11 protein-coding genes are annotated in these 14663 nt (G+C 35.4%); 1 reads left to right on the forward strand and 10 read right to left on the reverse strand.

The window, feature by feature from the left end; genetic code table 11:
• Positions 1-75: 75 nt before the first annotated feature.
• A complete protein-coding gene (locus B6A10_RS05595) occupies positions 76-1587 on the forward strand; it encodes a T9SS type B sorting domain-containing protein (protein ID WP_188220046.1) in 1512 nt (503 codons plus the stop codon).
• A gap of 39 nt (positions 1588-1626) precedes the next feature.
• On the opposite strand, the gene B6A10_RS05600 is transcribed toward B6A10_RS05595, so the two are convergent.
• The 10 genes from B6A10_RS05600 to B6A10_RS05645 form a co-directional block, all read right to left on the reverse strand.
• Positions 1627-2733, reverse strand: coding sequence for a hybrid sensor histidine kinase/response regulator (locus B6A10_RS05600; RefSeq protein WP_188220047.1), 1107 nt, complete (start codon positions 2731-2733; stop codon positions 1627-1629).
• On the reverse strand, positions 2711-3283 hold the full coding sequence (locus B6A10_RS05605; RefSeq protein WP_188220048.1) for a chemotaxis protein CheB: 573 nt from the start codon (positions 3281-3283) through the stop codon (positions 2711-2713). The genes B6A10_RS05600 and B6A10_RS05605 overlap by 23 nt, the downstream gene beginning before the upstream one ends.
• Positions 3280-4092, reverse strand: coding sequence for a CheR family methyltransferase (locus B6A10_RS05610; RefSeq protein ID WP_188220049.1), 813 nt, complete (start codon positions 4090-4092; stop codon positions 3280-3282). The genes B6A10_RS05605 and B6A10_RS05610 overlap by 4 nt, the downstream gene beginning before the upstream one ends.
• Entirely contained in the window at positions 4089-8156 is a 4068-nt protein-coding gene (locus tag B6A10_RS05615) for a response regulator (protein ID WP_188220050.1), read from the reverse strand. Before B6A10_RS05615 ends, B6A10_RS05610 begins: the two co-directional genes overlap by 4 nt.
• Positions 8157-8343: 187 nt before the next feature.
• Entirely contained in the window at positions 8344-9054 is a 711-nt protein-coding gene (locus B6A10_RS05620; protein ID WP_188220051.1) for a DUF4369 domain-containing protein, read from the reverse strand.
• An 89-nt stretch (positions 9055-9143) separates the two neighbouring features.
• Positions 9144-11000: a M61 family metallopeptidase gene (locus tag B6A10_RS05625; RefSeq protein ID WP_188220052.1), complete on the reverse strand. Its 1857-nt coding sequence runs from the start codon at positions 10998-11000 to the stop codon at positions 9144-9146.
• A 94-nt stretch (positions 11001-11094) separates the two neighbouring features.
• Complete coding sequence (locus B6A10_RS05630; RefSeq protein ID WP_026713381.1) at positions 11095-11373, reverse strand: DUF2805 domain-containing protein; 279 nt, start codon at positions 11371-11373, stop codon at positions 11095-11097.
• 221 nt (positions 11374-11594) lie between these two features.
• Complete coding sequence (gene aqpZ, locus B6A10_RS05635; RefSeq protein ID WP_188220053.1) at positions 11595-12302, reverse strand: aquaporin Z; 708 nt, start codon at positions 12300-12302, stop codon at positions 11595-11597.
• Positions 12303-12530: 228 nt separating this feature from the next.
• Complete coding sequence (locus tag B6A10_RS05640; RefSeq protein ID WP_188220054.1) at positions 12531-13421, reverse strand: DMT family transporter; 891 nt, start codon at positions 13419-13421, stop codon at positions 12531-12533.
• A gap of 71 nt (positions 13422-13492) precedes the next feature.
• A complete protein-coding gene (locus B6A10_RS05645; protein WP_188220055.1) occupies positions 13493-14659 on the reverse strand; it encodes a DUF1501 domain-containing protein in 1167 nt (388 codons plus the stop codon).
• Positions 14660-14663: the final 4 nt, after the last annotated feature.

The following is a 14663-nucleotide window of genomic DNA, read 5'->3' on the forward strand; positions in this document are numbered from 1 at the left end:
AAAGCCTGCTTTTTTAATATATTTACCTGATAATAAGATTTCCCCCAAATTGAATCTTTTCTTAAAATTGGAACAATGAAAAAGAATCTACTTTTACTGGTCTTTGTCAGCTTTTTTACTTTGTTTTCTAACGCTGATTTGTTAGCGCAAACGCCTGCTCCACCATCGGTAACTTCTCCGATATATTATTGTCAGGGAAGTACAGCATCTCCATTAACAGCGACTGCTGATATTGGTTATACATTAGTTTGGTATGGAACAAATGCCACAGCAGGTACAGCCAGTACAATAGCGCCAACACCTTCGACTACTACAGTTAGTTCTACCTCTTATTATGTGAGTCAAACTAATGGAGTTAGTGAAAGTGTCAGAGCTAGAATTGTGGTGAATGTTGTAGCTGATAATGGTTCAAGTATTTTAGATCTTAAGTGTTTTAATTTAAGTGGAACTCCTCGAGCAGGATCACCAGCAATAGGTACTCAAAGTGGCTTTTCTTGGAATAATACATCTAGTGTTAGTAATCAATATTCTTATTTTTATACAATTAATGAAGGAGCTCCAATTGATGGGAGTACTCAACCAAGTCATTTATACATACCTGAACCACAATTACAACCTGGAAATGAGATTACATTAACATTATGGCATACTGCTTATCCTTGTGATCTATCAGTGCAAACTTGTTGGGTGCCTTGTCCAAATTCTTTTACTCCTACTTTTGATCCTGTTAATCCGATATGTGAAGGTGATCCAGCTCCTATTTTGCCTAACTATTCTAATGAAGGCGTTAGTGGAACTTGGGATCCGCCAACAGTAGATAATACAATAACAAAAAATTATGTTTTTACACCTTTTGGTGCTAATTGTAGTAGGGGCTCTTTGATAGTAGTTGTTAATCCTAAAGAACCTGATTTTAATGATATGATTGTTTGTGAAGGAACTCCAGCACCTACTTTAGATACTACTTCTCCTAATGGAGTTACCGGAAGCTGGGATAAAGCTGTAGATAATATGAACACGGCTACTTATACTTTTACTCCGGATCCTAATCAATGTGCTTCTCCACAAACTATTACTATTACAGTTGTACCTTCAAACACTTTGGTAGATTTTACTTGGACAGTAACAGAGGCTTTTGCAGATAATCAAAAAATTACGATTGCTCCGATTGCTGCCGGAGGGGATTATTTGTATCAGTTAGATGATGGGCCATTTCAATCCAGTCCTGTTTTCGAATATGTTGCTGCTGGTTCGCATTCGGTGACGGTTATGGATCAAACTGGTTGCAGCAGCCCAATTACCAAAACCGGTATTTTGGTGGTGAATTTCCCAAAATATTTTACGCCAAATAATGACGGCTATAATGATTTTTGGAACATTTCGGAGTTAAGTGACCAACCGTATGCTTATATCCGAATTTTTGATCGCTATGGAAAATTTTTGAAACAAATAAGTCCTAATGGTGGCGGATGGAACGGAACTTATAACGGACATTATTTACCGGCGGATGATTATTGGTTTGTAATTCATTATATAGAAAATGATGTAGTGAAAGAATTTAAATCTCATTTTTCATTAAAGAGATAAAAAAAAGGAATTGCTTTTGAGGCAATTCCTTTTTACTTTTTAAGCGGTTTTGAGTTCGGGTTTTAAATCGGAAATGATAAACTCAGAACCTTCTTTGTATTGTGGATTGTAATAGACTTTTACTTCGTTTCTTTCAGCGAGCTTTCGTACTAAATTAAGCCCAATTCCTGTGCCTGATTCCCCTCGGGAAGATTGTCCTAAGGTATAAAACATCTGGAATATTTTTTCAGCCTGATTTTCCGGAATTCCGGGACCATTGTCTCTAATGGCTATTTGTTGCGTATTTTCGTCGTAAATAATAGCAATTTCAGTGATTTCTTTGTCGTTGTACTTAATCGCATTTGATAATAAATTTTGAATAATTTGTTTGAATGCGACCGATTGAAAATGAATGATATGATTTAGATTTTCTTTCGTGATTTTGATATTGTTGTTAGGATTAATGAGTTTTATCACCGCATTCACTTCGTTGAGAATGTTAACGGACTCTTTTCCTTCGTTATTTTCAACATTTTTTGAATAATGTAATAAATCGTCAATTAATTTAGACATTGACTTAGCGGAAGATTTTACCATGTCAAACAAGTCGGTTGCTTCTTCTTTTAAATCTAAAATATGTTCTTCTTCAATAAATTCAATTAGAGAAGTAATATTGTTTAAAGGTGATTTTAAATCGTGGGCAATGATATTGGCAAATTGCTCCAATTCACCATTTTTAGCCACTAATTTTTCGTTTAGTTTTTGTAATTCCTGATCGTAATCCCAAATTTTCAGGAAGGAATCTACTTTTTTTCGGGTAATTTCGGTGACCAAAGGTTTGAACAAAAAATCAATAGCGCCTAAATCATAAGCCTTGTTAATGTATTGGGCTTCGTCACTGATGGCTGTTACAAAAATAGTAGGAATATTGGCAGTTGCCGGATGTTGTTTGGTGATTTCAACAAATTCATAACCGTCCATTTCCGGCATTTGAACATCTACTAAAATAAGCGAAATTTTTTCTTTGAGTAATAGTTGCAAACCTTCATTTCCGGAGTTGCAGCAAATGATTTCTCGGTTAGGCTTTTCTAACATGCTTTTTAGAGCAATTAAATTGGCCGGTTTGTCATCAATAAGCAATAGCTTATGTTTTATGGTGGTACTCATTGTTTAATACTTTAATTAGGGTTGTGGTATTTAATTCAATATGTTTGTTGCAAATTTTTTTTGCCGCTTTAGGCATAATTTCAAATTCGGCTTCGGAGCAATCCTGAATGAAGGTTTTACCGTTATTTTCGGCGATTGTTTTTAAACCGTTTGCACCGTCCTGATTCGAACCGGAGAGCAAAATTCCGCAGCATTTTTCTTCTAATAAAGTCGAAAATGATTCGAAAGTAACATCAATCGATGGCCGGCTAAAATTGACCATCTCAGATACATCTAAGGAAAAAGTAAGGTTTTCTTCCAATAAAACATGATAATCGGCAGGGGCAGTATAAATAAAACCTTTTTTCAATTCTTCTTTATCTTCAATTTCTTTTACCTGATAATGGCTATGTCGTTGTAAAATAGCTTCAAATGAAGAAACACTGTTTTTTAACCGATGTAAAACGATAATAATAGGCGTGTCGATACTTTTGTCTAAATTATTTAAAATAGACAGGATAACGTTGAAAGCGCCGGCCGAACCACCTATTAGAATTACGTCAGTTTTCATCTTATTTTTTGATAAATTTTTTCTTCACGGTCAATTTCCTTAAAATTATCATATATCGAGCTGAATCGCAAGGATTCTTTTTTTCCGATTGCCAAAAAACCATGAACAGGCAAACTTTCGTAAAAAAGTTCTAACGCTTTATTTTGCAATTCATTGTTAAAGTAAATTAATACATTTCGACAAAGAATTAGCTGGCATTCCTTAAAAACGCTGTCGGCTACCAAATTATGATTGGAAAACAATACATTTTGTTTTAGTTCCGACTGAATCATAGAATGCCTGTCGTCAGAAACAAAATAATTGTTTAAAGCTTCTTTTCCACCGCAATCATAATAATTTCGAGTGTAATCTTTAAAATTATTGTTGTCATAAATTCCTTTTCGGGCTCGCTCTATAGCATTGGCACTAATATCCGTGGCATAAATTCTTGTTTTAGAAAAGAGATTGTTCTCTTTTAAAAGAATGTTCAAAGAATAAGTTTCTTCGCCAAAGGAACAGCCGGCACTCCAGATATTGATTTTTGGATAACTGTTTAGATACGGGAAAACCTTTTCCCGGAGCGATTTAAAAAAACTCGGATCTCTGAAAAACTCACTGACATTCACTACAATTTCGTTGATAAAATTTTGAAAAATCGCAGGATTATTGATTAGTTCAAACTTTAAATCAACCGCGTTTTTCATATTGTTGATGTCCATAAAACGGTTGATTCTTCTCAGCATCGAAGCTTTTGAATAATCACAAAAATCGTAATCGAATTGTTTTTTTATCGTAAAAAGCAATTCGTCCAGTTCGTTTAATGTTATCATTTGTAAATCCAAATACTGATTAATGAAATAAGTTTTTGAATATCAATTGGTTTGGATTGATAGTCCGAAGCTCCCGCTTTTAGAATTTCGTCCCGATCGCCTTTCATAGCTTTGGCCGTAAGCGCAATAATGGGTAAATTTTTCCATTTTGCATTTTCCCTGATTTTTTTGGTGGCTTCAAAGCCGTCCATTTCCGGCATCATAATATCCATTAGTACAATGTCGAAATTTTGATGTTCTTCTAAGGCGTTCAAAGCTTCGATTCCGTTAAAAGCCGTTGTAATGATGGCGCCTTTACTGGTCAAAGCCGCCGAAAGCGCATAAATATTTCGAATATCGTCGTCAACAATTAAGATGTGTTTGTCTTTCAAAATTTCGCCTCCGGATAAATTAGGCGCTGTTTGGTACGCCGTATTTTCAGTGGTTTCTACTTTGTTAAGGAATAACAGAATTTCGTCTTTGAGTCGTTCGGTTACGTTATCGGTTTTAATTACAATACTATCGGCATTTTCTTCAAGTTCCAATTGTTCTTTGTCGGATAAATTTTTTCCGGTGTTGATAATGACTTTAATGTTCTTGTTTTTAGAAGCTTTTTTTAATTCCGAAATAGCCTTTACGTTGTCCGAATCCGGTAATCCCAGGTCGATTATCGCACAATCTACTTCTACATTACTCAGAATATTTTCGGCTTCCAAACGTGAATAAGCCTGCAAACAAATGGTATTTTTGTCATTGGCATGCAATAATTGTTTGATGGAGTAATTTAGTTTTTCATCATCTTCTAAAATCAATACTCTTTTAAACACTTTATTGATTTCTTCATCAATCGAAAGAAAGGCATTTTTAAGTTTTTCCGGTGTAATAGGTTTTACCAGAAAATCAAAAGCGCCCATTTCTTTGGCTAATTTTTCCCGTTTCATTCCTGACATCACGTGAACAGGAATGTGTTTTAATTCCGGATCTTCTTTAAGCCATTTTAAAACCGTCCAGCCGTCAATTCCCGGCAATTTCATGTCGAGAATAATGGCTTTCGGATTGTATTTTTTAGCATATTGGAATCCGGTTTCTCCCTGATGGGCAATGATTGCTTTAAAACCGTTGTTGTGAGCCACCTGAAGTAAAACTTCCGCAAAAGAAGGATCGTCTTCAATAATTAAAACGGTTTTGTCATCAATATCAGCCTGATTTCTGTCGTCATTGATATTAGCTGCTAAGTCAACCAGTTCTTCATTTGCTTTAGGATATTCCGATTCGATTTGTTCTTCTTTGGCAACAGTTTCGGGTACAGCAATAGTTTCCGAAACCGAAGTGTTGTTTTCAATTCCTTGGTACTGTATCGGAATCAAAACACCAAAAGTACTTCCCTGATTTAGCTGACTGTCAAAAAAGACTTCTCCATCGAGTAAATGAGCCAGTTGCTTGGAAATGTACAAACCTAGACCGGTTCCGCCGTATTTTCGGCTGGTAGAACTGTCGGCCTGCTGGAAACTCTGGAATAGTTTTTTCTTGTTTTCTTCCGAAATTCCAATTCCGTTGTCTTTGATGGCAATGCGCAAAATGTTGTGATTTTCCAGAGAGGCCAATTTAGGATTACTGAATTCCCAATTTTCGTCAGGAGTGTCAAAAGTCATGGAAACGGTTCCGCCGTTTGGTGTGAATTTTAAAGCATTGGAAAGGAAATTTTTCAGAATTTGTTCTACTTTGCCCACATCGGTAAAAAGATCGCTTGGACAATTTTCCGCGATTGTGGTTTTAAACTGGATTTCCTTTTTCTCCATCTGCGCTCTGAAAAGGCCATCCATATCTGAAAAAATACGTTCGGAAACGGTGTTCTCAGGATAAATTTCTACTTTACCGGCTTCTATTTTCGAAATGTCTAAAATATCGGTAATCAGGTTGAGTAAGTCTTTTCCGGAAGTGTTAATGACTGAAAGATTTTCCAGTTGCGACTGTGTCAGATTGCCTGCCGGATTGTCTTTTAATAAGTCTGAAAGTATTAAGATACTGTTTAACGGCGTTCTTAATTCGTGCGACATATTGGCTAAAAACTCCGATTTGTATTTGCTTGCCTGCGCAATTTCTTCCGATTTGATGTTTAATTCTTCCTGTGCAATTGTCAGGTCGTTGTTTTTTTTCTCAATCTCGTAGTTTTTCGTTTCCAGTTCTCGGCCTTTTTCTTCGAGATAAGCATTGGTTTGCTCCAATTCGGCAGCCTGGTTTTTAAGTTCTTCTTCCGATTGTTGCAGTAATAAAGTATGTTTGTTGAGTTCTTCGTTGTTTTGGCGCAATTCTTCTTCCTGAACCTGAAGAATATTGTTTTTTCTGTTGATTTCTTCCATAGAAAGTTTTAATTCTTCATTTCTGATGAAGACTTCGATGGCGCTGCCCAGAGATTCTTTTAAAGTGTTTACTAACTTTTGGTCGGTTTCATTGAAATTTTCCAACGAGCCAATTTCGATAACGCCAATGACTTCGTTTTTATGAGAAACAGGCGTGATTAAAATATTGTAAATAGCCGATTTTCCCAAAGAAGAAGAAAGGAATGAGTATTCTTTAGATAAATTGTTTAAACATTTTTGTTCGTTGAATTTGGCTGCTTCGCCAATTAAACCTTCTCCGAAAGCAATCTTTTTAGGACTATTATCGTTGTCGGCATAACTTCCGATTTTGATTAACTGTTCCTGATTTTCTATATAATCTTTGATGTAAAAAGTAGCCTGACAACCCTTAGTTTGCTGGCTTAAAACTTTACTGATATTGGTGCCAAAATCCTTGATGTTTTTAGAATCAATAATAGTTTTATTTACCTGAATGATGTTTTTTTCAAGCAAACTGTTGGCATGAGCTTCGTCATTTAATCGTTTTAATTCGGATGACATGGTATTGAGTGATTCATTCAGCGTATCCGAATCACTTCTTAATTCAATTGTATCTCCAAAATTTCCGGAGCTGATTTTTGTAGCCAGATTAATTTGTTCTTTGATGGCAGTGGTAAGTTTTTTTAATGATTCCCGGATGGAATCTAATTCGATATTGCCGGAAAGTACATGTCGAAATTCGGTTTGTCCCAGTGAAATCTGTTCAATTTTATGAGCAATAAGCTTAAGCGAACCGGAAGTTTTTTTGATTAATTTAAAAACAACGATTGCGGTTACGGCTAATAAAACCAAAAGCAATAAAAGCGAAAGAATGCTGCTGTTAAAGGTTTTGTTCTGCTCTTCTTTGGCTAATGCTGTAATGTAATTGAGTTTTTTATTTTTCAGTACATTGAGTTTGTTGTTAACCTCAGTTGATTGATTCCACCAGTTTTGAGCGGTTATTTTATGAGTATTGTTCAAAATAGCATCTGAATTTGCTAAAAAAGACTGAAACTCTTCGGATTTTTTAAATTGGATGATTTCATTATTTATTTTAGAATCGTTGTAGTTTTCTAATTTGAAATCAGTGTTTTTGTTTATGTTTTTAATGTTGATGTAAAAACCGTACAAATCGCTGTGGATGCTGTCATCGGTAAGTTTGTCAAATACAATTCCTCTAATCAGGTTCGCCGCCGATTTAGAATCGATATAAGACTTGATATTGTTAGCCATTTTGGCGATGTTAGCATTGTCACAATTGGCAATTTCTCTTTCTATCAAATTGTTAAAAAGATAATTTAGCGCAATATAATCGTTGAAAATCGCTATTGAGGTATCTGTTTTATTCTCGATTTGATGATGAATCCTGTTGATAATTTTTCGTGCCTCAGCGATGTTCTTTTGGATAACTGTATCTTTTGAGTTTTGTTTGGAAAACCATTCGAGTGTTTCATCCATTCTAAGTTTTAATTCCTCTTTTTTTTCCGAATCAAACTTAGCATATTCGCTTAAGGTTCTTTCGTTGTTAATCAGTGTTATTGCCTGCGAGAAATTGGTAATATTATCAATGTTTTTCAAGCTGTTTTCAAGACGGTTGAATTTTTGATAAGTAGTACTGATATCAATTATTGTAAAATAAAGCAGTCCCGAAATAGGTATTAAAAGAATGAAAACTAATTGCTTTTTAAAGGATAAATTTTTCCACATAACAGGAAGGGATTGTAGGTTAAAGAGCTGTTTGTTTGCTTTGGTTTTTAAGTTGTTGACTTTCAAATAGCTGATTTTGGGGCTTTTTAAAATCGGATACAAATTACAAAAAAAAACTTTTATCTATTAAGCAAAAAAGCATTTCAGGAATGATTTGAAATGCTTTTTTGAAGTAAATTTAAGAAGCTTAATTCGCCTTTTTTAAGGCTTCAATATAGTTTGTTAATTTTTTGCCATACATCGATTGAGCAACTTTTGGTGTCAAGGCGTTTTGTATGGTATCTAAATATTTGATGTTTATGTCATACACTTCGGCAAGAGCAATATAAGGCGCAATTTCGTGGTCTTTATTGTTCATGGCAAAATTTACGGCAAAAAGATACCTGCGCTTTAGGTTTAAATCCTGTAATTTGTTCAAACTGTCAACGGCTGTGGCGTCTTTTCGTTTAATAGCTTTGAATTTTTGTTCAATAAGATTCAGATTCTCATCCTTGTAGCGTTCTGTTGTTTTTTTGTATTCTTCGTACAATTCCTGATTTTTAGAACCCGTAATTTTTGCTCCGGAAAGGAAGCTGTCTAAATTGGTTTCGATATTCATGATACCCGGCTCGGCAAAAAACATCAGGTTGTTGTCTAATGAGTTTGTAACTCCTCTGTCTAAAAACAGGTAAAGCATTTCCGGTGATTTGATGTCAAGATCACTTTCAAAATGAGAGTTTCCGTCAATTTTAATGGTATCGATAGCTATCAGAGTAGTATCTACCACTTTTTGAATATACAAAGTTCCTTCTTTTAATCCTTTTACATTTCCTGTTAGGTGCAGGTTTCCTTTTGATTCTTTTTTGTTGCATGAAGCCATTAGTATCACGGCAGAGAATGCAAGAATTGATTTTTTCATTCGTAATTTTTATTTGGTGCAAAGTAAATAAAATTGTTGAAACCCCATAATGTCGGAGTTTGATTTCAAATACTTTCGTTGTTTTTTTATTAAGCCTTTAGCCAGGCTTCTCTTAATTGTTTTTTAGAATCATCAGTAACTTCAATATGTTCGGCATCTACATAAGGCAGTTTAACGGTTCCTTTAAGCGATTCTTCTTTTCCCTTTCGCTTTATTTTAATGCTAATCGACTCGTTTTCCTTCCATTTACTGCTTTGATTAATCATGTCGTAAATGTTTTCGTAAGAATAAGCAACATTGTTGATTGCCAAAATAACATCTCCGCCTTTTAACCCTAAAGAGTCAAAAAATACATTTAGTTCACTATTAGGAATTACACTAATTTCATTATTGTTCGGATTAACCGTAATATATGGTGTTTTGTTGTCTTTTAAGAAAACCGGAGCAGGTACTTTTATCATCGATTTGCTTAAACCTACTTTCGCCAAATAAACTTCATAAGGAATAGGAGTGGTGCCTGCTACATACGTTTTTAGAAAATCACCCACTTCCGGATAAGTAAGCTCGGTTATTTTACCAAAAAGTTCTTCGTCATTAAAGGCTTTGGAAACCCCGTATTCATTAGATAATTTTTGCATCAGGTCAAGAATTCCTCTCTCTCCGTTGCTTTTTTCGCGAATGATAATATCAATGCACATTCCGATTAAAGCTCCTTTTTGATACACATTCAAATATTGGGCTTTGTATGGTTCTTTTAAAACATTGGCACTCATTTTTGTGAATGACATCGTATCGTTCAAGGCTTTTGCTTCTTCTATTTTTTCGGCAATACGGTCGTAAAAATCAGCTTCGGAGATTAGCCCTTGGTTGATTTGAAAAAGATTAGCAAAATATTCGGTTACACCTTCATACATCCATAAATGTTCGGACATTTTAGGTGCATTATAGTCAAAATCCTGAATTTCTTTAGAATGAATAGTAAGCGGCGTTACAATATGGAAAAATTCATGTGAAACAACATCCATCATCGATTTGACTAATTCGTCTTTTTCCATCATTTCCGGCAACACAACGGTAGTTACCGTTGGGTGTTCCAGCGCTCCAAAACCATGAGCATCGTCTTCTTTTAAACTGGAAAGATAGAGTAGAACAGAATATTTTTTGGTCGCATTAATTTTGCCTAAAAAATGTTTTTGAGCCGTCATCATCGTTTTCATTTCCGGAGTAATGCTTTCGGCAGTGTATTTTCCGTTTGGAGAATACACACAAATCTGAATATCCATTCCGTCAACATTAAAAGTGGTATAATCAGGTTTGGAATACATAATTGGATTTTCGACCAATTCGGCATAACGCGAAGTAACAAAAAGATCGTTGGTATTACTGCTGTCCTGATCCGTCATTGAGGTAGCGCCCCAAAGCGATTCCGGATGTGTAACACTTAGTTGGTAAGGAACGGCCAAATAGTTGTCGAAATAGCCAATAAAACAATGGGTGTTTACTATGAAATTTTCACCGGCAATAATGTTAGAACCCGCAGGCGAAAAAACATCATCCTGTCCAAAACCGGTTCCTTTTTCGGTGTCAAAGGTATCGTTAACTAAATAAGTAATTTTGCTTAAAGATTTAGCTTTGCTAATTGTCCAGGAGTTTTCGTCTGTTTTTTTAACGGCTAACAGATTTCCTTTTTTGTCAAAAGCTTTAAAATCTTCAATATATTTTCCATAATTGTCTTCCGAATAAGTTCCTGGAACGGTTTTAGGAATGTGGTAATTAATTTCGTCAGCTGTAGTTTTAGGTGCATTTACCGTTACTAAAACCTGATCGTTTTTAACTTCGGTCAAATTGATATTGGCATGAATGATGTTTTTTTTGCTTTCGTTGTTTATACTTTTACAACTCCAAAACAGTGAAGTAAGGGCAAATACTATTAGTGTTTTTCTCATAAAGCTATGTTTTTTGTTTCCTGATTTTGTCGTTTTTGAAACTGACAAAAAAGATATAAAAAAAACACTCAGGAGTAAGAGTGTTTTTTAAAGATTAGTCAAATTTATTCTTGATATAATACTTTCCGTCTAAATCGTCATCAAAATCATCAATTTTAAGAGGTTTAGGTTTCGGTTTTCCAGCCAAAGCTTTCTTTTTCCACATTTCAAATTTTTCCAGAGGCATCTTTTTTTTCATGATTTCCAGAACTTCTTTTTCAGCCAATCCAAATTCTTTTTTTATAATTTCAAATGGATTTCTTTCTTCCAGTGCTAATGTAACAAGCTTCTCGGTTTGTTCGAAGCTTAGTTCTTTGCGGTTACTCTTTTTCATCAGATGAAAATTTATTCTAAATAGTTTTTTTAATTAAAAAATGATCTTGTAATAGGTTTCAATATTAATAAAAAAAACAATTACTTTACCGTTTCCCTGATTTTTTTTGTTGCTTTTTTTGAGGTTTGGATAGGGCTTATCAGAAATGATTCTTTTTTGAATAATTCTTTTTTACAGACTTGATTATTAAACTCTTTTCAAAAATAAGACAGCCATTTTGTTTAAACTTCATCGTTTTTTTGCAAAACAAATTTGTAAATAAATCCACCGCTTAGGGCTCCTGCAATTGGCGCTACCCAAAACAGCCATAATTGACCCAGTGGTTCACCGCCCACAAATACTGCCTGCGATAAAGAACGCGCCGGATTTACAGAAGTGTTAGTAATAGGAATGCTGATTAAATGAATTAAAGTCAGTCCAAGTCCAATGGCAATTCCGGCAAATTTTCCATTAGAAAATTTATCGGTTGCTCCCATAATGATTAATAAAAAGAAAAGAGTCAGAAAGAACTCGGCAATGAAACAGGCTGCTAAAGAATAGCCCGAAGGAGAAAAAGCGCCGTATCCATTGGAAGCAAAAGCACCTGCCTGGGTGTTATCAATCATAAATCCTGCTTTTCCCGACGCGATGGTGTATAATACCGATGCTGCTGCCACCGCACCCACACATTGAGAAATGATGTAAGGAATTAAATCCCGACCACTAAAGCGACCGCCAGCCCATAATCCGAAGGAAACTGCCGGATTAAAATGTCCGCCCGAAATGTGTCCCACCGCATAAGCCATTGTTAATACGGTTAAACCAAAAGCCAGCGCTACACCCATAAAACCAATTCCTAAATCGGGAATGCCGGCTGCAAAAACAGCGCTGCCGCAACCACCGAAAACTAACCAAAATGTTCCAAAGAATTCTGCAAATAATTTTTTCATAATCAATAATTTATATAATGGTTATTAGTAAAAATTCATTAAACAGCGGGTAATTTCGAACTGTATTCCGGGGGTAAGAACGTTTTTGTGTTAGAGAATACAGTAAAACAATGAATTTGAAGTTTTTACAAGTGCTTCAAATTCCAACTTGTTATACTAATGTATTGAAAATAAATGATTAATAAGAAAAAAAGTACTCTTTTTTTGTTTTTGAAAAAGAGAATTGCGCTATTTTTTGAGGCGAATATTCATAAAAACAATAGCGGCAATAATGATAAAAATCCCCATCCATTGTCCGAAAAGAACTTTTTCGCCCAATAAAAAATAAGCCATCATAACTGAAACAGGCAATTCTAAAGCCGAAACAATACTGCCGAGTCCGATACCGGTAAGCGGAAAACCAATATTGAGCAGGAGTGGAGGAATAATGGTTCCAAAAAGCGATAAAATAAGTCCCCATTTGAGGAAAATGGAAAAATGAAAAGGAGTATTTTGGGTGATTAACGTAAATAACAGCACAATAATTGCTCCGCCAATCAGCATGAATAAACTGCGTTGAGAAGACGGAATTTCAATCGCGATTCTGTTGCAGGCGTACATGTTAGCCGAGTAGGAGGCAGCGGCTAACAATCCCCAAAAGAAACCTTTCCATTCCATAACCAGATTGTCATGGAACAGATTCGTTGCTAAAACAGTTCCGGTTAGTGTGAGAATTACTGAGAGGATTTTTTGTATAGAAGGTAATTTTTTTTCTAAGAACATTTCGATGACAACGCCCATCCAAACTGTTTGCATCAATAATACGATAGCTACTGAAACTGGAACATATTTAACGGATAAATAATAGAAAATACTGGTAAAACCAATAGAGGTTCCCGCTATTATCAGTTGTCGTTTTTGGTATTTTGAGAAGGGGATTTTTTCGGTTCGTGGATTTTTTCTTTTAAAAAAGTTCAGGATTAAAAGGGCTATAAGTCCCAGAGCAAATTGCGAGCCACTCACTTCGGCGGTGGTATAGCCTTCCTGATAAGCCATTTTGACAAAGGTGGCGAGCATACCATAGCAACTCACTCCCAATCCTACTAAAAAAACTCCTTTTAAGGTACTGTTTTTAACCATTCCTGCTTTTTTTTTGCTTTGTAAAAATAGGAAATACAGCCCGGAAACAGACTTTAAAAGGAGTTAAAATATTAAAATAATCCTTGCAGAGGCGCATTTTTAATGCCTATTTTATGGTAATCAAAAGCCATTTTTTCTTTTAGCAAACTGGCATACACTGAACGGAAATCAATTTGATATTTTAAATCGCCATTAGATAAATCGCTAAGATTTGGGTTGTTGCCAATAACTTTTCCCTGATTTTGTCCGCCAATGACAAACATCGGCGCGGCAGTTCCGTGGTCGGTTCCGTTGCCGTTGTCTTTGACTCTTCGACCAAATTCGGAGAAAACGACAATGGTTACATTTTGTAGTAAATTAGCCTGTTTTAAATCCTGATAAAAACTAAACAAAGAGCTGTCTAATTCTTTGAATTTGTTATTTTGAATCACCAATTGGTTGTCGTGCGTATCATAACCACCCTGGGAAGTATAATAAACTTTCGAATTCAAATTTCCTTTAACCAATCGGGCAATCCATTCCAGGTTTTTACCCAAAGCCGTTTTTGGATAAGTCGTTTCGGCTGTTGATTTGGCTAATGCTTTTTGAATTTCTTCCGAACCTTCTACAACTGAACTGGCTATTTTTCGAACAAAATCCAAAGACGGATTTTCGGATAAAATTTCCGTTTCTTCTTTGGCTTTTTTAATTCTGAAACGATCCGGATCTTTCACGGTTATCGAATTCGGATTATCGCCTTTTAAGGAAAGATTGTCAATCGAATCGATGTTGATTCCGGCAGTCGGGGTGTGCGTCACACATTGTAAATCCAGATAACGTCCCAGCCAGCCTTCGTTGATGTATTGGTTCGAATCCGAAGCGGTTTGCCAGATTTCCTGACTTCTGAAATGCGAACGATTCGGCTCCGGATAACCCACATTTTGAATCACCGATAAATCACCATTTTGTTGCATTTGGGCAAAACCTTTTAATGAAGGATGAAATCCCATGCCTTTGGTGGTCGAAATGACTTCGTTTTTATTAAGGGCAATTTTTGGTCGGTATTCGTGGTACAAAGGATCGTCAAAAGGAATAAAAGTATTCAGACCGTCGTTTCCGCCGTTCAATTGTACAAAAACCAGACATTGTTCGCCAATAATCAGGTTTTTTTGCGAAGCATAAGAAAACAAAAAATTAGGAAGCAACAGGGATCCTCCTGTCAAAGTTCCGGTAAGCGATAGAAAATTTCTTCTGTTCATAATC

Source organism: Flavobacterium pokkalii, assembly GCF_014596575.1.
GTDB classification, from domain to species: domain Bacteria; phylum Bacteroidota; class Bacteroidia; order Flavobacteriales; family Flavobacteriaceae; genus Flavobacterium; species Flavobacterium pokkalii.